This is a genomic window from Granulicella sp. L60 (genome assembly GCF_009765825.1).
In the GTDB taxonomy this organism is placed as follows: Bacteria; Acidobacteriota; Terriglobia; order Terriglobales; family Acidobacteriaceae; genus Edaphobacter.
Genome location: NZ_LMUR01000015.1, coordinates 659,762 through 680,526, shown reverse-complemented (window position 1 = coordinate 680,526; position 20,765 = coordinate 659,762). Strand labels below are relative to the sequence as shown.

At 55.2% G+C, this 20,765-nt stretch carries 11 protein-coding genes; 7 read left to right on the top strand and 4 right to left on the bottom strand.

What is annotated here, in order from left to right:
* Positions 1-152: 152 nt before the first annotated feature.
* Positions 153-965 carry a response regulator transcription factor gene (locus GSQ82_RS10040; protein ID WP_254061551.1) on the bottom strand — a complete coding sequence of 271 codons (813 nt, stop codon included), beginning with the start codon at positions 963-965 and terminating at the stop codon, positions 153-155.
* 641 nt (positions 966-1,606) lie between these two features.
* On the opposite strand from GSQ82_RS10040, the gene GSQ82_RS10035 reads away from it, so the two are divergent.
* Positions 1,607-4,489 (top strand): protease pro-enzyme activation domain-containing protein, encoded by a 2,883-nt coding sequence (locus GSQ82_RS10035; RefSeq protein ID WP_254061550.1) that lies wholly within the window; start codon positions 1,607-1,609, stop codon positions 4,487-4,489.
* Positions 4,490-4,639: 150 nt separating this feature from the next.
* Here the strand turns inward: GSQ82_RS10035 and GSQ82_RS10030 are convergent, their stop codons facing one another.
* The gene (locus tag GSQ82_RS10030; protein WP_158792111.1) at positions 4,640-5,860 is read right to left on the bottom strand and encodes a type II secretion system protein GspD; all 1,221 of its coding nucleotides are present in this window, start codon (positions 5,858-5,860) and stop codon (positions 4,640-4,642) included.
* 502 nt (positions 5,861-6,362) lie between these two features.
* Between GSQ82_RS10030 and GSQ82_RS10025 the strand changes: the two genes are divergently transcribed.
* Together GSQ82_RS10025 and GSQ82_RS10020 are read left to right on the top strand one after the other, a co-directional pair.
* Complete coding sequence (locus tag GSQ82_RS10025; protein WP_158792110.1) at positions 6,363-8,006, top strand: secretin N-terminal domain-containing protein; 1,644 nt, start codon at positions 6,363-6,365, stop codon at positions 8,004-8,006.
* Between the two features lie 856 nt (positions 8,007-8,862).
* Positions 8,863-9,798, top strand: a complete 936-nt coding sequence (locus GSQ82_RS10020) for an SMP-30/gluconolactonase/LRE family protein (RefSeq protein WP_158792109.1) — start codon at positions 8,863-8,865, stop codon at positions 9,796-9,798.
* Positions 9,799-9,873: 75 nt separating this feature from the next.
* Here GSQ82_RS10020 and GSQ82_RS10015 read toward each other — a convergent pair whose 3' ends face one another.
* Both GSQ82_RS10015 and GSQ82_RS10010 read right to left on the bottom strand, forming a co-directional pair.
* A complete protein-coding gene (locus GSQ82_RS10015; protein ID WP_254061549.1) occupies positions 9,874-10,740 on the bottom strand; it encodes a carboxypeptidase-like regulatory domain-containing protein in 867 nt (288 codons plus the stop codon).
* A 268-nt stretch (positions 10,741-11,008) separates the two neighbouring features.
* Positions 11,009-11,686, bottom strand: coding sequence for a TetR/AcrR family transcriptional regulator (locus tag GSQ82_RS10010; RefSeq protein WP_158792108.1), 678 nt, complete (start codon positions 11,684-11,686; stop codon positions 11,009-11,011).
* A 447-nt stretch (positions 11,687-12,133) separates the two neighbouring features.
* On the opposite strand from GSQ82_RS10010, the gene GSQ82_RS10005 reads away from it, so the two are divergent.
* Genes GSQ82_RS10005 through GSQ82_RS09990 form a run of 4 tightly spaced genes read left to right on the top strand, consistent with a single transcriptional unit; the run spans position 12,134 to position 20,759 of the window.
* Positions 12,134-12,853: a hypothetical protein gene (locus GSQ82_RS10005; protein WP_158792107.1), complete on the top strand. Its 720-nt coding sequence runs from the start codon at positions 12,134-12,136 to the stop codon at positions 12,851-12,853.
* A gap of 60 nt (positions 12,854-12,913) precedes the next feature.
* Positions 12,914-14,197, top strand: coding sequence for an efflux RND transporter periplasmic adaptor subunit (locus GSQ82_RS10000; RefSeq protein ID WP_254061548.1), 1,284 nt, complete (start codon positions 12,914-12,916; stop codon positions 14,195-14,197).
* Complete coding sequence (locus GSQ82_RS09995) at positions 14,194-17,640, top strand: efflux RND transporter permease subunit (protein ID WP_158792106.1); 3,447 nt, start codon at positions 14,194-14,196, stop codon at positions 17,638-17,640. The genes GSQ82_RS10000 and GSQ82_RS09995 overlap by 4 nt, the downstream gene beginning before the upstream one ends.
* A complete protein-coding gene (locus GSQ82_RS09990) occupies positions 17,637-20,759 on the top strand; it encodes an efflux RND transporter permease subunit (protein ID WP_158792105.1) in 3,123 nt (1,040 codons plus the stop codon). The genes GSQ82_RS09995 and GSQ82_RS09990 overlap by 4 nt, the downstream gene beginning before the upstream one ends.
* Positions 20,760-20,765: the final 6 nt, after the last annotated feature.

Below are 20,765 nucleotides of genomic sequence, written 5' to 3'. Positions count from 1 at the left end.
GGCTTGCTTTGCGCATACGTCAAGAATCTCCAAAGGAATGCTTCTTGACCGTTCGTCTTCAAATGTCGCGGAGATCCGGGGGATAAACGCGACTGCCGCTATGACGATGAGTAGTGCAAGCCAGAATCCGGCCATGATGCGCAGGAATATCCTCACGAAGCGTCTGCTCCGTCTGCGTCTATGACGTAACAGTATCCGATGTTCCGGATACTTCTAATTCTCTCGGAGCCGTCCGCATGACTTCCAAGCTTGCGCCGTAGTTGGTTGACCAGATTATCTATGCTTCTGTCTATGCTGGTCGAGTCACGACCAAAGATTCGAGGTATGAGTTCTTCGCGGGACAGCGGCTTCGCCGGATGACTCATGAGTAGTTTGAGGAGATGAAACTCCGCTCCTGTCAGCTCGAGAGGCTGATCGGACAACGTCACCGAGCGATCCATCGTATCCAGGCTGATATCTCCGAGCACTATACGTTTTACCTGCTCTTCCGGATGAGTCCGCCGCAGTACTGTTTTGATCCGCGCGACCAACTCTTCCGGCTGAAACGGCTTCGCAAGATAATCGTCGGCGCCGTTCTCTAGGCCAAGGACCCGATCCATTGCGGCTCCTCGTGTCGTGAGCATGAGAACGGGGATCTGAGACGAACGCCGGAGACGCTTGAGCACCTCAAAGCCGTCGATACCCGACAACGTTACGTCGAGGATAATCAGAAGAAAGTATTCTTGTCGAGCCATCCGAAGACCGTCTTCACCGCTAAGCGCAGAGGTGATCGAAAATCCCGCGGGTCCGCAGTACTCTGCAAGCAACGATGCGAGAGAGCGGTCGTCGTCAATCAACAAAAGCGGCGACATCTCACGGGCGGTTTCGAGGCGAAGGCCGGTCACAGTTCTATTGTCGCGCTTCTTTACTGCAAACGTTTGTCGAGAACTGTCGTTTCCTCTCTTCGTTAGTGGTTCTGTCGCCATGAATGGACTCTCCTCATGAAAGACGAAGCTAACCGGAAAACGATCATGTCGCCCTTCAGTTTCCCGTCCCTGAATGAGTTCAAAGCCTCGTAGAGAATTTGATTGTCGGGAAATCACACATAGTGCTTAAGGTTCTCCTCTACCGACCCGACAACGTCGCCGAACAGCTCAGCATTGGGGTCTATTGACACTCCTTCCACGCATTGATGGCTGGCGATGGCTTCCCCCCGGGCTCATTTCGTCTTGGCGAGCGTCGTCGGATTTTTGCCAGGGCGAACCACGCAACAAGACTCCATTTTGTTCTCGCACTTATGCCCCCACTTTTGTGAATTCGTTTCTGAGTTGGCTGTAACGATTTGTCGAGAAATGTCTAGTTTCCGCAATCGTTGCTACTTCATTCGTGGATCCTCGTCGAATAGAGGGACATCTGTCACGGATATCAAAGCCGCGTAATGGGCAGAATGCGAAAAGTGGCTTTGAGGAGATGCTATGGCCGGCACGATTGGGATTGGCAATTGTGGTCGCAGTCGTCCGCACGCATGCCTCACTGTTTGAATTAGTAAACGAGAGATTTGCAACGATTCGTCGATCTCGCAAGAACATGATTGGCCACAGAGAAGCATGAAGAGGCTTTGTAGGATATGGTGTGTTCAAAAATCGATGCCGTGGTGAACTGGAGAACGACTTCAAGAGAAGTCCGAGCTATAGTCTCTCAGTGGAAGGGCGCAAGCAACGCGCTCCTTATGGTCTTCTTTACGGTTGCGGCATTTGGACAACAGCCCGCATCGCGAATCGCTGAACCGATCAATGATGCCTCGCGAGCGACCATCGCGAATTCCCATCCTTCGGTAACCCGCCAAATGCAGGATGTCGGACGTGTTTCCTCCGGCACTCAGCTTGGCGATGTGAGCATCGTTCTGAGTCGCACTGCCGCTGAGGAAACGGATCTTCAATCTCTGATCGTTGCACAGCAGACTCCTTCCTCGACCCAATACCACCGCTGGCTGACTCCTGCACAGTTCTCCGCGCGCTTTGGCGTCGCTGATGCCGACATCTCTCAAGTGAAGGCGTGGCTCGCCCAGCAGGGGTTCACCGTCAATGGGGTCTCGCAAAGCAAGAACCGTATCTCGTTTTCGGGGACCGTGGGGCAAGTTGAGACAGCGTTCGGCATCGAAATCCATAACTATACGACCGGGACCGAAACGCATTTCGCCCCCTCGACAGATATCACAGTGCCTTCCGCACTCGCGTCTGTGGTCCAGACAGTAACGAACCTGTCGAGCTTTCGTCCTAAGCCTCGAGTGCGGTACGCTCGTCCGCAGGCGAGTTCGACTTCGAAGTTCACATCCAGTCAGTCAGGAAGCTACTATCTGACACCCAGCGACGTAGTGACCATCTATGACATCAAGCCCGCGTACAACAGTGGCTATACCGGTGAAGGCCAGACGATTGCAATCGTAGGCCAGAGTTCGATCGTCCAAGCCGATATCACAAACTTCCAGAATGCAGCTGGGCTGCCGGTAAAGGACGTCACGATGGTATTGGTGCCGAACTCCGGAACGTCAACGGTCTATTCGGGAGATGAGTCAGAGTCGGACCTCGACGTCGAGTACTCCGGCGCAATCGCGAAGGGCGCGTCGATTTATTTCGTGTATGTTGGGAGCAACCAGAACACCAGCGTCTGGGACTCGATTCAATATGCGGTCGACTCAAGGATTGCTCCTGTCATCAGCACAAGCTACGGCGAATGCGAGACCGAGATGAGCTCAACCGATTACTCCACGTACAACGGCATCCTCGCACAAGCCGCATCCCAGGGGCAGAGCGTGGTCTCAGCAGCCGGGGATGACGGCTCAACCGATTGCTACGAGGACACGAGTTTGTCCGCAACCCAGCGTGAAGCGCTCGCGGTGGATTTCCCGGCCAGCAGCCAGTACGTGACCGCCATGGGAGGAACGGAGTTTCCGGCCGCGGATGTTGCCGCTGGAAACTCGACTTACTGGACTCAAGCGAGCGGAGGCGACGTCATCAGCTCCGCACTTTCCTATATCCCGGAACAGGTCTGGAACGATGATTCATCGCAGAATGGTCTGAACTCGGGAGGCGGCGGCATCAGTACGCTGACAGCAAGACCGAGCTGGCAAACGGGCGTGAGCGGAATTGCGTCGGGCAGTTACCGTCTTATACCAGATATCGCGCTCGACGCTTCGGATGAAAACGCACCCTATCTGTTTTGTTCCAGCGATACGACGAGCACAGGTATCACCGGGAGCTGCTCCAATGGATTTCGCGACAGCAACAATGAGTACCTGACTGCGGCGGGAGGTACGAGCTTCGATGCGCCGATCTTTGCCGGAATGCTGGCGATGATCAATCAGAAGCTAAACTCTACCGGTCAGGGAGTAGTGAACTCGACGCTCTACTCGCTTGCCGCGAATGCGACAACCTACGCTTCGGTCTTTCACGATATTACAAGCGGTGGCAACGAGTGCAACGCTGGCACGACCTACTGCGAATCTTCCGGCGAGTCGCAGTATGCGGCGACTACCGGCTATGACCTGGCCAGCGGGCTCGGTTCGATTGCTTTCAGCAACCTGCTGAATGCATGGCCGACGACGTCCTCGGCTGCATTGCAGGCCACGAACACCACCGTGTCGGCTGCAACGACCATCCCAGCATCAGGCGCGAGCGACATCGTCACCATCACCGTTGCGCCGGAAGTTACAGGATTCACCACCACACCAACGGGGTCAGTCACACTGGTGGTCGACGGCACGACGGAGGGTTCGCCCCTGAATCTGGCTGGCGGTGTAGCGACCTATACGTTCTCCTCGACCACGTCCGGCAATCATGTGATCCAGGCAAGCTATTCAGGCGATTCCACCTACGCGGGATCGCAGGCCTCGCTTGTGGTGAATGTAGGCGGGACCAGCGGTTCGGGGAGCGCAACGTTCACACTCGCGGCGACCAATCTAACAGTCACAGCGGGTAGCTCCGGAACTTCCGCCATCACCATTACTCCGGCGAATGGCTACACGGGCACAGTGCAATGGACAATCTCTACGACAGGTTCGGCACTCAACAATGCCTGCTATGAACTTACAAGCGCAACGGTCACCGGAACCAGTCCCGTCACCGCGACAATGACGATCTATACCAACGCGTCAGACTGTCCGACTACTTCTTCCGTGGAGAGTACAGGTAAACGTCACCGGCTGTCTTCACCGATAGCGCAGACCGTGATGCATGACCCCGTCGGCGTACCCACAACTTTGGTTTTTGCGGCGCTGATCTTTGGAGGATTTCTTGGAAGACGTGCTCGCGTTCTTCGTCTCCTTTGCGCAATGTTTGTAGTGACGGGGATCGGCGCGTTTTTGTCGGGTTGCAGCAACTCCAGCTCTGCATCCTCTTCAAGCAGCAGTTCCAGCGTTGCGAAGGGGACCTACACGCTGACGATTACAGGAACTGACACAAACGTGTCGAGCATCGCGGCAACTACATCCATGGTGCTGACTGTGGACTGACAACCAAGCCGTCGAGATGGGATAACGGCGGAATTCAGCGTCGAATCAGTACTTCGTCCCCGAATGAGTTCAACTCTAGGTCGAGGCATTGTTCATCGAGAAATGAGCTGTCACGATCCCGGGTGCTCGCACTTGAAGAGTCCTCTGTTACTACCTGCTCGGCGGCCTCGCTGAACGGCTCAACATCGGGGTGATCGTGACCACTAAATCGGAGCTCTGTAGGTTTCTGATTCCGTTCGTCGGGATCGAAGTGGCCAGGCCCTGCACGGTGCGGGTCTCGGAAACGCTGAGATTGCTTACAATAACGGTGGTGACGCCGTTCGGAACAGAGAGATCGGAGACGAACTCCTGATTGTCCAAGATGGGAATGCTGTTCAGGCTCGTTCCATCCAAGGAGCGGAAGGTTTCATGAACATGAAGCAACACCTCACCATCAGACCCGATATGGGGTCTCATCTCAAGAATCAGACCCAGGTCTTCATACTCGATCGACGGAGCTCCGTTCGACGTCGTTGCGCCGACAACGACCGTTGATGCCGTCATGATGGGATACCGCTGACCGAGTTTGAGTGTTCCCAATTGATTGTCTGCAAGATGGAGCATGACGCTCTGGAGCTGCTGACTGTTCGAGACGGATAGGTCTGTGTTGAGACTGGATGAGTCGAACTGTAGCCCGCTGGATGTGATTCCTCCTCCGAAGAAGCCAAACGGGCTGCTCAGGACAGAGCTGCCACCATATCCGCCAGCGATAAGAGCCTCTGCAATGCCGAGAGTATCGCCCGAGCTGACGTCACCAGCCGCAATCAGTGCTTGTACCACGGAAGAGTTGCTGGAGATGAGGCTTTGGGCTGCGGTGTCGATATTGAACACGGTGACCTGTTGCGGAAGTTGTAACCCTAGATTTCTGTTATGTCCTCGGCTGAGGATGTACGCATTCACTTCAAGGAGGACCTGGGGAGCAGGCTGAAAAAGCTGAGTTAGGGTGTCCACCACCTGAACGATCTCTTTTTTCGTCGCGTGAAGTATAACGGTATTTCCACGCAGAGTCGCCCCTTTGAGTCCGAACACTCCGGTGATGATGGCAGCAATCTCACTCTTTTCCTGTTCATCATTGGCCAGAAGATTCGGAATCTCGATGGTTTCTGTCACAACAGGTTCATACTTCAGTCTATTTTCCTTGTCGTCCTGTACGGCAAGGATTAAGTGAGTGTTGACTGGCACAAAGAAGCAATGTGCCATCACTTCAAGCACCCGTCCCGTGGCCGCCACATCGGAATCTCTCAGGTTGACCTGTATCGGACTTGATAAGTTTCGTATAGGAGCCACAAAGACTACCTCGATATCGTAGAGCTGAAAGGCGCGTTCGATCACATGGGCCGCATCTCCGGACAGGTGCATGCTCCGCAATGGAGAGCGCGGCTGTAGAGTCGACTTAAGATGGGATTGCCTGGACTTGCCGGGGTCATGTTGCGTCTGAGCCTGCATCGGGCAAAGGCACATAACTAAAACTGTCAAATGCATAGGGTGCCGATTGAGAGCCAAGTGTCGCTTCCTTCAAGGGTATAGACGTCTTTGACCTCCTCACCCACGCAGAACTCGACACTTCTCGACATAGCAGTTCCTTGAATCCTGAGCACAGACGAAGGCAGTGCGTCTAAACGATTAGAGGAGCAGCCAGACAGCTCATGCTGGGATCTCCAGTAGTCTGCTGGCCGCCGACGCAAATCGTTCAGCTCCTCCGTGCCAGAATCGAGATAAATATATGTTGTTAGGGAAAACCCGTTGCGAAGCAGCGGGGATGTTATTGCTTTGTCTTTTTGTGCAGCCAGCATCACTGCATGCCGATTCCGCGAATAAGTTGTATAAGCGTGGCATGGCCGCAGAACAAAGAGGCGATCTTGACTCCGCTTACCTGGCCTATGGGCTCGCTCTGGATAAGGATCCTACAGACATGCGTTTCAAGGTTTCGGTTGCGCGCGTGAGAACTACAGTAGCCATGGTGCATGTGCGTCGTGGAGAGCAACTGCAAAAGCAAAGTCACTCTAAGGAGGCGTTGGTAGAGTTCTTCCGCGCACTCGAAATCGACCCCGGTAATGCTATTGCCGAGCAGGAGATCGAAAGGACAAAGGAGGAGTTGGAAAAGAAGGACAAGGGAGACGCTGTGGACGATGGCCCCAGTGCGGAAGACCTCGACCGACCGGGGCCGCCTACGCATCTCGATCCACTGCCGACAGAGCCGGTATCGATGAACATGACCGAAGAGACACGGATTCTCTATGAGACCATCGGCAAGATGGCGGGCGTCAGTGTGTTGATCGATCCTGACTTCACGTCGAAGAGGGTGACGATGGCTGTGAAAGACATTACCGACCGGGAAGCGCTCAACCTTCTCGCAAAGCTCTCGAATAGTTTTTGGATACCAATTACGCACAATACGATCTATGTGGCGCAGGATACGCGAGCGAAGCATCAACAACTGGAGGAGCTTGCGGTCCGGACGTTTTATCTTTCGAACGTCTCTCAACAGAACGATCTCAACGAAATTGTGACGACCTTGAGAAATGTGCTTGCGCAGGACGCAAAGTTGTTTGCGGTCCCAGGTCAGAACGCGATCGTGGTCCGAGGAACACCAGACGAAATTCTACTTGCGAGACAACTCATCGCCAGTCTTGATCTCGCCAAGCCAGAGGTCCTCGTGGATATCTACGTGATGGAAGTCAGTCGCACGAAAGTTCACGCGATGGGAATCTCGCCTCCGACCTCCTTTAGCGTGACACAAAACTCAAACACCACGAGCAGCGGCTCTACCACTTCGTCGACGCTGAATCAGGTCGGACGTTCCTCCTCCTATAGCTACACGATCGGACAGGCGCAGGCAGAGTTGCTGCTGACCGACACGGATACGCGAGTCCTTCAGAATCCTAGAGTTCGAGCCATCGACGGCCAAAAGGCATCGCTCAACATCGGACAACGGATTCCAATCGCCACGGGTTCATTCTCAACGCCCACCACTGCCTCGGCTTCATCAGTGCAGACACAATTTCAGTACATCGATGTGGGAGTAAACATCGAGCTGACCCCCACGATCCACGACAATCGGGATGTAACGATGAAGATTCATGTGGAGATCTCTTCACAGACCGGGACCGACACAATCAGTGGGGTTGCCGAGCCGGTCATCAGCCAGGATAAGGCCGAACAGGTAGTCCGCATGAAGGACGGAGAGGTCAGCATCATGGCTGGGTTGGTGCAGAACCAGCTTGCGCTTGCCGTCTCCGGATGGCCCGGCCTTGGAGAGCTCCCTGGCATTAAATATATGTTCAGCACTCAATCCGTAACCAAAACTACGGATGAGCTTGTCTTTATGCTCGTGCCTCACGTGGTTCGTGAATTTGGTGGTCAACCAGGTGCTACGCACGAGTTCAGCACAGGGGCTAGCGATTCGGTTCAGATCAACCGTGTCGCTCCAGTGGCTTCGAGGCCGATTCTTCAAAAATCGAACCCTCTTGAGAAATGAGTTGTGACGGCTGGTCCTCGCATGCTTTGTCGAAAAATGTCGAGTGATGAGTTTCGACGACTACCGGACGTGGATTTATGGATCTAATAAGACATGAGACTGTCTCGACGGCGTGGGAGTGACATTGATCGGCGTAGAAGATGAGTAGAAAGAACTCGAAACATCCAACAGTCCCGTCGCTTGTTGTTGTCCGTAATCAATCGACCGAGAACTCCAGCGCTAACTTCAGGCACTCGTGGACCAAAGGTGGGAGGGGCGGTCTGGACTCCATATGTCTGCGGTGCCGTGAGGTTCTCGCAACAGACAAAGACGAAATAGCGCTCTTGGCGCTTGAACAAAAGCATAGATGTAAACCAAGCCCCGAAGCAGGTTAAATTGCTTCTCGCGACGAGTGATCGGAAACTCTGGAGCCCAGTCTCGTTCTTGCGATCGCCAAGCTGGCCGTCACTGCGAATAAAGGAAGAGTCTTCACGCAAACGCTTTTGGAGAATGGACTGCTATCGAGCCCCCGGTGGCTTGAGCCTGCAACCCTAACGCAACGACTATTGACATAATTCTGTAGTCGGCCGTGCTCTTGGACGGTACCGGGGATCTGGCGGACCCGGATTGCCTGAGTCATGCGCGACAGCACCAAGCCAGTCTTGAGAATCGCAGGACGACGTTTCTCGACAAATGAGAAGAGTCTGGGCCGATGACCAACCGAAAGACGGAGAGTCAGAGATATCAGCTGTCCCTACGATGCCAAATCTGAACTTGCCAAGGTCGTGCCATGCTATTGCGCCAGTCTATCGTTCGGTCTATTTCGCTTGATGTGTGCGTTTTCAAAGGCATGCTGCTGCTGGGAACACTGTCAATTATGAGCCCGCTCGCGACTGCTCAGGGCTCCCCGACGAATGTTTCGCAGTCAATCGTCGCCAACTATGAGAACAATGGTTTAAGCTCGCCCGGAGCATTGGCGGTCGGCGGCAACGGAAACGTCTTCATCGTCGATACCGGAAACAATCGAGTGGTGGAAGAACCCTGGAACAGTACCACCAGGAGCTATGGAACGCAGACGATATTGATCGGCGGCCTGTTTAGCCCTAGCGGCGTCGCGGTGGATTCAAACGGAAGTGTGTTCATTGTTGATACGGGAAATAATCGCGTGATAGAGATCCCCCTGGATCACAGTACGGGGGCGTATGGCCCAGAAAAGATCGTAGGTCTCGGTCTGGCTGGCCCAAAGGGCGTGGCAGTCGCTCCCGACGGAACTGTTTACATCGCCGACACGGGGAATAACCGCGTCATCGAAGTGCCATGGGATCACAAAACCGGAAGCTACGGCCCACAGACGACAGTGGGTATCAATCTCTTTGATCCGGAAGCCGTGGCAATTGGCCAGCAAGGAAAGCTTCTCATCGCAAACACGGGCAACGGCAGTGTCGTAGAGGTTCCTACAGAATGCAACGCAACGAATTCATGCACGACTCAGACTATAGTGGCCAATCAGCAAAACAACGGTCTGACCAATCCCAACGATCTAGCGGTCGACCCAGACGGAAGCCTCTACATCACTCAACCGAACAATAATCAAGTCATTGAGCTTCCCTGGAATCGCAGCACAGGTACATACGGCACGCAAACAACTGTTGGGAGTGACCTAGATGGTCCTCGGGGCGTGGCAGTGGACGCTATCGGAAATATCTACATTGCTGACACTCTAACTAACCGAGTGTTGAAGATTACAAAACAAGCCGCCGGGACTCGGCGGAGCGGGGGCCGCACAGGTGGCATTACTCATCCTTTGCAGTGAAAGGAAGCATGATTGGATCTAAATACGAACGTGGATATCATTTTGCTTCACGTGACGATTGGTCTTGACTCATACCTAATTCTGGTCTTTCGCTTTCGTCGTTATTTTATGTAGGAGAAATTCCTGCGCTAAAGCATTTGCCATCCGGCCGCCAGTCGTAATGAGAGCATTGCTGAAGACCAGACCGGCGCCACGGTTCGTTGGCGGATAGTACAGGTTCGACAGTGCGTTCGCGGCCAGGTCGCCACCGATACTCGAATAATTGGGCTGCCAACGACCATTGTCTCCCCTGGCGATGAAGGGCGCCGAAAGTGCATGCAGCGCCCGCGACTTCTTGGTGCCTGTTCCCTGGTAGAAGTATCGTGGATCCTGATGGAGCAGCGTAGGCAAGAGGGCGCCACCAATCAAGATATCGGAGGTTGCGCCGGCGTAGGCGGCGCCGAAGCGTTGGCCATAGCCTTTCGCGCCCTGAACATACGCTGGCGTGTCGGCTGCTTGATCGACACCTGCGAGGAATGCAGCGGCCGCAATACTGACGACGTCAGTAGAAGCCCGAAAGGCAAGTTGGAATTTGAGTTTCGGGGTGAGTTGTACAAATTGCTTGTCATACACCACGTAGAAGTTAGGGATGATCCCGAGCACTCTTTGTTTCTCTTCCGCCCGAACCTGCTGAAGTGCGATTTGCTCAGAAAACACCGCACTTACTGTCGTTTCCACTGCTCCGACCTTCAACTTGATGTCTGTCAGGTCCATTTGTTGGCCCGGGCTGAGAACAATTCCTGGCGAGGTCCAGTCTGCGAATCCTTTCGCGCTGATGGTTAGGTGATATGTGACCGCCGAACGAAGGTTGCTAAAAGCAAAAGACGCATCGTAGGTCGCGATAGCTGTACGGTGATCGGTTGAACCATCCTCGTCGATTGCAATTGCGGCGCCGGGAATCATCCCTCCATCCGTATCAGAGACGGTTCCAGTAATGCTTGCCGGCTGAGGTTCCGGTGCTGAGATCTGTTGACCATGTGCCAGAGTTACCGAGAGGCAAAGAGCGAAGAGATAGAGAGCTTTTCGAATCTGAATGAATTGAGTCACTGCTGTCCAGATGACTCAACATCCTCACACGGCTCAGTACTCGACAAATCTCGACAAATCTACCGCGTCCTAATCTGACAATCTGGACGTCAAAGGGATGTTGGTCCACGGCTCTGGTTGCCCTTTACTGAGACCTCCGTGGCACTGATCTTTTCTCAGATCGTAGTTTGCGTTGCTTATGCCGGATATTCATCAATGAATCGAACACGTCTCCGAGAACATCTCGGGTCAGAGCCGAGGAGTTTAATACCGAACTGAACTGTTTCTCGAGTGCGATCGAGCTAGGAATACTTCTTAGGATCGCAATTCCAATCTGCATCTTGTCTCTATCTTTTTTCGTTGAGCTTTCCGCCTGTACGAGCAGATGCCGACCAATATTAGCGTAGAGGAGTTGGTAAAGATCCCGAACCCGCTGCAAGGAATCCTTGTTCCGTAGTGCGAAAAGCTTGAACTCCAACATCAGAATGGGCCAATTCTCATCCTCGACCGCATTCAGAAAGATCTCTTTGATGGCTTCCATCTTTCGCTCAAATGTTTCATTCTTCGTCGCCTTCAAAAACTCGTCGCCCCGGCTCGCTGCCTTTTGTTCGAGTAAGGCGAAGAAGATGTCCTCCTTGCTTCGGAAGTGGGCATAGATTGCGCCCTTTGTTCGACCAGCCTCACTTGCGATTGTCTCGATCTGAGCTCGTTCATATCCGTCTCGGACGAAGATTGTCTCCGCAGCATCTAGCAGAACCCGCAACGTCGCTTCAGTCTTCACTTGATGCTTTGTTATCTTCCCTGATGTCTTGGCACTTTGCATCAATACCTCCGTTGCAACAATCTATCTCCGCAAAGCGACTTCGACGCGAGCCATCCCAGTCGGGGTTGAAACGAGTTCTCTCGCCTGCTACTCAGCCATCTTCACAGACCCACCTAATGATCAGTTCATTCTTTATTGAATCCGTACGAGTACGCATTTAGTCTAACTCGCAATGCAGTTTCTATGTGGAGAACTCTGATGTCACGTCGTGTAATGAGCTTTTGCATCGCCTTCGTTGTCGCATGTGTGAGCCTTGCTCATGCTGAGGGAATTCAACAAGTCCCTAGCACAGACCCGGTTGTCGCTTCAGAAAGTCTCCCCGGTGTCTTTCATGTCGCAGGTCTTACTGAGCTCAAGCCCAATGCCCGAGGCACCCTCGTTCTTAGCCCAAACTCTGTGATCTTTTCGAGTGAGGATGCTAGGGCAGTCATACCAAGAGCTCGAATTATGAACGTGTTTGTCGGCGATCAACGAACCGAACCCTGGGGTACAACCGGCAAAGTTGTCCGAAAGGTTATTCCTTACGGCGGAGGAGCTGCACTGGGAGCCATGACAAGCGGTAAGGTGGATCTGCTCACGATCGAATCGCTTGATGAGCATGGCGGGTATCACGGTGTTGTATTCGCCGTCCCTTTCCAAAAGGCCGCCGCGATCCGGCAGCAATTGATCGCGACTCTTGTTCCTCCCGTAAAGCGTGAGGCATCCGCCTGTGCTGAGGGTGGCGAAACAGCGAAATCGGTTCTCCTCGCCCCAATTTCGGTAAGTGGGATAGACCTGCCGGATGAGTACCGCATTCTTCTCTATGAGCAGCTCTACGACCAGCTAAAAGCACGTAACCCGAGCTACAGCTTTCTGCGGACAGGAGATCTCTCCTCTGGACCTGGGTGTACCGACCTGACACTGCGCGTGACCGTCAGGGGTTTCAAAAAAGGCAATCGCGCCTTGCGTGCGTCGACCGGCCCGCTGGGTATGTTCCTAGGTACGACATCACTCGCCTTCGACATCAATTTCCAGGATGTGAAGGAAAAGACCATCTTCGAGGCGCAGATGAAGAAGAGTGATCGGAGCGACTCTGACAGCCTCGGGCTCGCAGACAGCATCGCAAAGTCCGTCGCAAAACGAATGGACAAAGAGATGCAAAAGCGCGGGACGAAGTCGGCAGTCTGAACCGGCCAACGTCTCATTCCCGAGCAGTGAACGATTATCCGAAATATAAAAGGACGAACGATGGAACATAGCGACGACACGATGAGCAACTCCGATCCCTTACAGCAACAGCCATCTGATCTTGAGCCGCTGCCCGCGAGCGCGGGGCGACCAACCGCTGCGAGACGGCGCATCTGGCCATGGCTGCTGACGCTGATCGTGATTGCCATCGTCGTCGCCTCTGTAGTGAGCGGTGTCAGGAAAGGGAATGCGGACGCTGCCAGCAAGATTGAAGCTCCGGAGATCGCCACGATCAAAACCGCTACTTCGCGGCTTGGCCCAATCGGCTACTACGTTCAGGCTCTTGGTACCGTAACCCCGCTGACAACAGTCAACCTTTATAGCCAAGTGAACGGCCGTGTGATGGCAGTGCACTATATTGAAGGCCAGATGGTGCATCGCGGCGATCCACTCATCGATGTTGATCCTCGTCCCTATGAAGCGCAGTTGAAACAAGCCCAGGGAACCCTGCAGCACGATCGCGGCGTACTCGCGCAGGCCGAGATGGATCTCGTCCGATACAAGGATGCATCTTCCCAACAAGCCATCTCGCGACAGACCTACGAAGATCAGATACAACTCGTCGAACAGAACCGAGGCACCGTTCAAAACGATATCGGACAGGTGGAATATGCAGAGGTGCAATTGAGCTACTGCCATCTCTCATCTCCCGTCGACGGCCGTGTGGGACTTCGTCTGATTGACCCAGGCAATGTCATCTTCTCTGGCGGCTCGAACCCTCTCGTGGTGGTCACCCAACTGGAGCCTATCACCGTCGTTTTCAATGTCGCAGAAGATGACTTAGATCAGGTGCGAAGTGAGATTTTGCATCGAAGTGCTCTCGCTGTAGACGTCTTTGATCGCTCGCAGCAGACCAAGATCGCAACTGGCAAGCTGCTTACGCTTGACAACCAGATCGACACAACGACCGGCACTGTCCGTTTCAGGGGACAGTTCGCCAATACCGACCTTAGGCTTTACCCCAATCAGTTTGTGAACGCTCGGCTGCTGGTGAAAACTCTGCAGAACGCCGTGCTTGTTCCAACCGCAGCGGTCCAGCGCAATGGCACCCAGGCTTTCGTTTATATCGTCTCGGACAACGCGGTTAAGATTCGCAACATTGAGGAGCTGACGAACGAGAATGAAGTCGCAGCCGTGACCGGCATAAACCCCGGCGAGGTCGTGCCTACCACCGGCTTCGATAAGTTGCAGGACGGCTCCGCCGTCAAGATCGAGGCAGCTCCAGCACAGGAGCCGGCGACCGACCGAAAGACCCTGGGCGGTCAGTCCGGGAGCAGCCGGTGAATCCTTCACGGATCTTCATTCTTCGGCCGATCGCCACAATTCTCCTGATGGCGGCGATCCTTATTATCGGTCTCGTTGCGTATACGACATTGCCCATCTCCGCGCTTCCCGAGGCTGACTATCCGACCATCCAGGTGCTGACGTTCTACCCGGGGGCAAGCCCGCAGGTGATGAGCTCCGCTGTCACGGCTCCGCTCGAGCGCCAGTTCGGTCAAGTCGCCGGCCTCACGCAGATGACTTCGACCAGTTCGGACGGAAGCTCAGTCATTGTGCTGCAGTTTTCACTCGATCTCAACATCGACGTAGCAGAGCAGGAGGTACAGGCCGCGATCAACGCCGCGCAGGGATACCTACCCACCGACCTTCCCGTACCGCCGGTTTATAGCAAATCTAACCCTGCCGACGCCCCGATCCTCACCCTCGCTCTTACGTCGAAGACTCTTCCGCTCTCAAAGGTGGAAGACCTGGTCGACTCGCGGCTCGCGCCCAAGATCTCGCAGTTGAGCGGTGTCGGTCTGGTCACGATCAGCGGCGGTCAAAAACCGGCCGTACGCATCCAGGCCAACCCTGTCGCACTCTCATCGTACGGTATCAATCTTGAAGATCTCCGGACTGCGCTCACCAGCACTACTGCCAACACGGCGAAGGGCAGCTTCGATGGGCCGGCGCAGAACTTCCAGATCAACGCGAACGATCAGCTGCTATCCGGCGAAGGCTACCGTGACGTCGTTGTCGCCTACAAGAACGGCGCGCCAGTGATGTTGACCGATGTCGCGAAGGTCCAGGACGGGATTGAAAACTCGAAGCTCGCCGGCTGGATGAATCAGACACCTGCAGTCATCCTCAACATTCAGCGCCAACCCGGAGCCAACACAATTGCTGTTGTTGATTCGGTTGAGAAGCTCCTTCCGAAACTTCAGGCAGGGCTCCCAGCCTCGATCAAGCTAACCGTCCTGACGGACCGCAGCAATACAATCCGCGCTTCAGTCTCAGACGTGGAATTCGAACTGATTCTCACCATCGGATTAGTCGTGTTGGTCATCTTTGTCTTTCTTCGCAGTTTGAAGGCAACTCTCATTCCTGCCGTTGCTGTGCCGCTTTCGCTGGTCGGAAGCTTCTCCGTGATGCACCTGCTTGGCTATAGCCTGAACAACCTTACGCTAATGGCGTTCACGATCTCCACCGGCTTCGTTGTCGACGACGCCATCGTCATGATCGAAAACATCTCGCGCTACCTTGAAGAAGGCATGGGACCGATGGAAGCGGCGCTCAAGGGCGCGGAGCAGATCGGCTTCACAATCATCTCACTGACCGTCTCGCTCATCGCCGTACTCATCCCGCTCCTTTTTATGGGAGACGTGGTAGGGCGCCTGTTCCGCGAATTTGCCGTTACCCTGAGCATAACGATTCTGATCTCGGCCGTCGTCTCGCTCACGCTTACGCCAATGATGAGTGCGCGTCTGTTGAAGCATACTCCCGAAAACCAGCAAAGCAGCTTCTATCACTGGACTGAAGATCTTTTCAAACGCATTATTGCCGCCTACGGTCGCACTCTCAAATGGGTGTTGCAATACGAAACCGCTACACTGTTCGTCGCAGCCGCACTGCTGGCACTGACAATCTTCCAGTACGTGGAGATCCCCAAGGGATTCTTCCCGGCCCAGGATACCGGCATCATTCAGGGCATCACCCAGGCGCCGGAATCCATTTCGTTCCCAGCCATGTCGCATAAACAACAGCAGCTCGCCGAGGTCATTCTCAAAGACCCGGCGGTCTCAAGCCTCTCTTCGTTCATCGGGGCCGATGGCGTAAATACCACCTTGAACAGTGGACGCATTCAGATCAACCTCAAGCCCGTAGCCGAGCGTCACCTCACAGCGACTCAAGTAATCGACCGCCTGCAGAAACGCCTCGACCAGATTCCTGGAATCCACCTTTACCTGCAGCCTGTACAGGACCTCACGGTAGATGATCGCGTGAGCCGGACGCAGTATCAATATGCTCTCGAAGATGCGGACGCAGCGGAGCTCGATGTAATGACTGCGAAGATGCTGACGGAGCTGCGCAAGCTGCCGCAGATTACCGAGGTTGCAACAGATCAACAGAACAACGGCCTCAGCGTGCAGTTGAGCTACGACAGGCCCACCGCCTCGCGTCTCAACATCACGCCCGATCAGATCGACTCCACTCTCTACGACGCGTTCGGACAACGGCAAATCAGCACTCTCTACACACAGTCGAATCAATACCACGTCATCCTCGAGACCCTTCCGGAGTTTCAGAGGACTCCTCAGAAGCTCGAGGATATTTACATCCAGGGATCCAGCAACTCCAACTCAGGTTCGGCCGCGCAAAGCACTTCAGGCCGCACGTCCTCCAGCTCGAGCGGTACCGTAGGCACACTTAACCCCTCATCGAACGGGGGGCTGAGTTCATCTTCACCGATCAGCGCCCTGACTAATAGCACGGCCGGCCCGACTGGGAACACCACTACTGTTTCTTCGACCACTACGACTCTGGGTGCGGCCAATTCAAGCTCCAACAGTCTCTCTTCGTCAACTCCGACGACGGCGCTCTCCTCGAGTCAGAGCTCTTCAAGCAATCAATCTAGTAGTGGTTCGTCCGGCTCCGGCTCTTCCTCCAACTCGTCCGCTTCTCTGGCGACCCCCGTTCCGCTCTCGGCGGTCAGCAGCTTCACGACAACGTCCTCACCCCTGACAATCAGCCATCAGGGTCAGTTCCCCGTCGTCACCATCTCCTTCAATGTCGCTCCGGGCTACTCGCTCAGTCAGGCAGTCGACGCCGTCGAGAAGACCAAAGACCGGTTGAAGATGCCAGCGAGCGTCGACGGTAGCCTGCAAGGAACGGCCGCAGCCTATAAAACCATCGGTGGCAACGAAGCATGGCTCATCCTTGCCGCCCTGGTGGCCGTCTACATCGTGCTCGGTGTCCTTTACGAGAGCTTCATCCATCCCATCACGATTCTCTCTACCCTGCCGTCCGCAGGTGTCGGTGCTTTGCTAGCTCTACGTCTCTTTCATCAGGACCTCGATGTGATCGCCATCATCGGCATCATCCTGTTGATCGGCATCGTTAAGAAGAACGGCATCATGATCGTCGACTTCGCGCTGGACGCCGAACGCAACCGTGGTATGAGCCCGGAAGAGGCGATCTTCGAGGCATCGCTTCTGCGCTTTAGGCCCATCCTCATGACCACGCTTTGCGCCCTGTTCGCCGGTATTCCCCTGGCATTCGGCTCAGGCATAGGTTCCGAGCTACGACGCCCTCTTGGCATCGCCATGGTCGGTGGCCTATTGGTCAGCCAGGTTCTAACTCTGTACACCACACCCGTCATCTACGTCTTCTTTGACCGGCTTGCGCAACGATTCGCTCGTACGCCAAAGCAGACATTCGCGAATCCCCAGCCGGCGGAGCAGCCATGAATCTTTCAGCAATTTTCATCAGACGGCCGGTCGCCACCATCCTGATGGTGATCGCGATTACGCTCGCCGGTGCTATCGCCTTCCAGGCACTTCCGGTGGCGTCGCTGCCGCAGGTCGACTTCGCCACCATTACCGTGGCATCGACGCTTCCCGGCGCCAGTCCCGAGGTCATGGCGTCATCTGTCGCTACCCCTCTTGAACGGCAGTTCGGACACATCGCCGGTGTCACGCAAATGACCTCGACCAGCACCCTCGGCACCACGGGCATCACGTTGCAGTTCGACTACAGCCGGGATGTGGATGGAGCGGCACGCGACGTGCAGGCAGCCATCAACGCCGCACGCACCTACCTGCCTTCGAACCTGCCGTCGAATCCGACCTACAGGAAGGTCAACTCCTCAGCCTTCCCGGCCGCAGTGCTCTACATGACGTCTCCTATCCATACCAAGGGTGAGTTGTTCGACACCGCCTCATCCATCGTCCAGCAAAAGCTCTCCCAGCTCTCCGGTGTTGGTCAGGTCCAGGTCGTGGGCGGCTCCCTGCCTGCGGTTCGAATAGATCTCAATCCGCAGCAGCTCAATAGCTACGGCATCGGCACCACCGATGTCGCGCAGATCCTATCACTGCAGAACTCGAATCGGCCCAAGGGTCAGATCAGCGACGACTTCATCACTGCCGACATCAACGCTAATGATCAGATCATGAAGGCGAAGGATTATGCTCCCCTTGTCATCGGTACGAATTCGAATACAGGAGCGATCGTACATCTCAGCGACGTAGCGCAGCTGTCCGACTCCACCCAGACCACGCGTGCCGCTGGCTATGCGAATAGTCAGCCATGCGTGGTGCTACTCGTCTATCGGCTCCCCAACGCAAACGTCATAAAGGTCGTCGACAGTATCAAGAAGGCCCTCCCAGGAATCAGTGCCTCAATCCCGGTCGCCGACAAGCTCGAGATTGCCATCGACACGACAACTACTATTCGAGCCTCGGTCCATGACGTCGAGAGCACCATGGTTCTCTCAATTCTCCTCGTCGTGGCGGTGGTCTTCATCTTCCTTCGCAGCCCACAGGCAACATTGATTCCGGCGGTCGCCGTCACTACCTCGCTGGTCGGAACGTTTGCCGGCATGTACCTGCTCGGATACAGCGTCAACAATCTCTCGCTCATGGCTCTGACCGTCTCCACTGGCTTCGTGGTCGACGACGCCATCGTTGTCATGGAGAACATTACACGCTTCATCGAGCAAGGTCTCTCGCCATGGGACGCTTCCCTCAAGGGCGCACAAGAGGTCAGCTTTACCGTGCTCTCGATGAGCCTGTCGCTCATCGCCGTCTTCGTTCCCCTCCTATTTATGGGCGGACTGATCGGGCGTCTCTTCCACGAGTTTGCTATGACTCTCTGCATCTCGATTGCCGTCTCTATGGTCATCTCGCTCACCGTAACGCCCATGATGTGCGTATACCTGCTGAAGCCGGCGAGTCTGGAGGAACATGGCCGCTTCTATCGGGTCAGCGAAGGCGCATTCACGAGCCTTCTCGGCGGCTACCGCCGTACGCTTAGCTGGACACTGAAGCATCCAATCCTGGTCGTCCTGAGCCTGGTCGCGACGCTTGCACTCAATGTACTTCTTCTGATCTACGTCCCCAAGGGCCTCTTTCCGATGCAGGATACAGGCCTGATCTTCGGCGGTCTTCAGGGCTCGCAGGATGCGTCTTTTCCCTCCATGCGCGACTCGCTGCTTGATGTGCAACGGGTCATCGTTGCAGACCCCGCGGTCCAGACCGTGGCTGGTTTTACCGGTGGTGGTGGGGGTGCCAGCAACAGCGCCTTTATCTTTCTCTCGCTCAAGCCCCGTTCCCAACGCGATGTAACCGCAAGCCAGGTCGTCGACAGGCTCCGCCCCAAGCTCGCTGCCCTGACCGGAGCTTCGACGTTTCTGCAGGCCGCACAGGATCTGGGCGTAGGCGGCCGTCAGAGCAACGCTCAGTACCAATACCAGCTGTCGGGCGACACCGTCGACGACCTCGGAACCTGGGGGCCTGCCCCTTACAAGCAGATGCTGAAGATGCCGGAGCTCAAGGACGTTACCACCGACCAGCAGAACGGCGGTCTCCAGATGTTGCTGAACTACGATCGACCTACTGCCTCACGCTTCGGCGTCACTCCGCAGCTCATCGATCAGTCGCTGTACTACGAGTTTGGGGAGGCTCAAGTTTCGACCATTTACACCTCGCTCAATCAGTACTACGTCGTCATGGAGGCTGCTCCTCAGTTCTACCGCGATCCTTCGACTCTCAACTCCACCTACATCCACTCGTCGGGGCCGAAGTCCGTACCGCTACAGGCCTTCACCAAGGCTCGGGCCGCAACGTCACCGCTTGCCGTGAATCACTCGTCCTTCTTCCCGTCGGTGACGATCTCCTTCAACCTTTCGCCCGGCACCTCGCTTGGCCAGGCAACGGCGGCCATCAACCAGATGCAGCAGCGCATCGGCACACCCGCCTCCGTGCGAGGACAGTTCGCCGGAACCGCCCAGGCCTTTCTCGACTCGCTCTCGACCGAACCGATTTTGATCGTCGCTGCGCTACTCTCGATCTATATTGTCCTGGGAGTGCTGTATGAAAGCTTCGTCCATCCCATCACCATCCTCACGACGCTTCCGTCGGCAGGGGTTGGCGCCATCTTTGCTCTGCTGGTCTTTCGCAGTGAATTGGACGTGATCTCGGTCATAGGTATCTTTCTGCTGATCGGTATCGTCAAGAAGAACGCAATCCTGATGATTGACTTCGCCCTCCTCGCCGAGCGCGAGCAGGGCATGAGCACCGAAGACTCGATCTTCGAGGCCGCCATGCTGCGTTTTCGGCCTATTCTCATGACGACACTCGCGGCCTTCTTCGGTGCGCTGCCACTCGCCCTCGGCACCGGCACTGGCTCCGAGCTGCGACGCCCACTCGGCATCGCAATCTGCGGCGGTCTTCTCTTCAGCCAGATTTTGACTCTCTATACAACCCCGGTTATTTACCTTTATTTCGATCACTTCAGCCAGTGGATTAAGCGTCGACGCGGCCTCGCCGATACCCCAACCCCCCTCGTAGCGAGCCATCCCGCCAGTTAGGAAAAC

Coding starts and splice junctions, on each gene's coding strand:
- GSQ82_RS10040 (WP_254061551.1), bottom strand. CDS start 965: ATGGCGACAGAACCACTAACGAAGAGAGGAAACGACAGTTCTCGACAA.
- GSQ82_RS10035 (WP_254061550.1), top strand. CDS start 1,607: ATGGTGTGTTCAAAAATCGATGCCGTGGTGAACTGGAGAACGACTTCA.
- GSQ82_RS10025 (WP_158792110.1), top strand. CDS start 6,363: ATGGCCGCAGAACAAAGAGGCGATCTTGACTCCGCTTACCTGGCCTAT.
- GSQ82_RS10020 (WP_158792109.1), top strand. CDS start 8,863: ATGAGCCCGCTCGCGACTGCTCAGGGCTCCCCGACGAATGTTTCGCAG.
- GSQ82_RS10015 (WP_254061549.1), bottom strand. CDS start 10,740: ATGATTCCCGGCGCCGCAATTGCAATCGACGAGGATGGTTCAACCGAT.
- GSQ82_RS10010 (WP_158792108.1), bottom strand. CDS start 11,686: ATGCAAAGTGCCAAGACATCAGGGAAGATAACAAAGCATCAAGTGAAG.
- GSQ82_RS10005 (WP_158792107.1), top strand. CDS start 12,134: ATGAACGTGTTTGTCGGCGATCAACGAACCGAACCCTGGGGTACAACC.
- GSQ82_RS10000 (WP_254061548.1), top strand. CDS start 12,914: ATGGAACATAGCGACGACACGATGAGCAACTCCGATCCCTTACAGCAA.
- GSQ82_RS09990 (WP_158792105.1), top strand. CDS start 17,637: ATGAATCTTTCAGCAATTTTCATCAGACGGCCGGTCGCCACCATCCTG.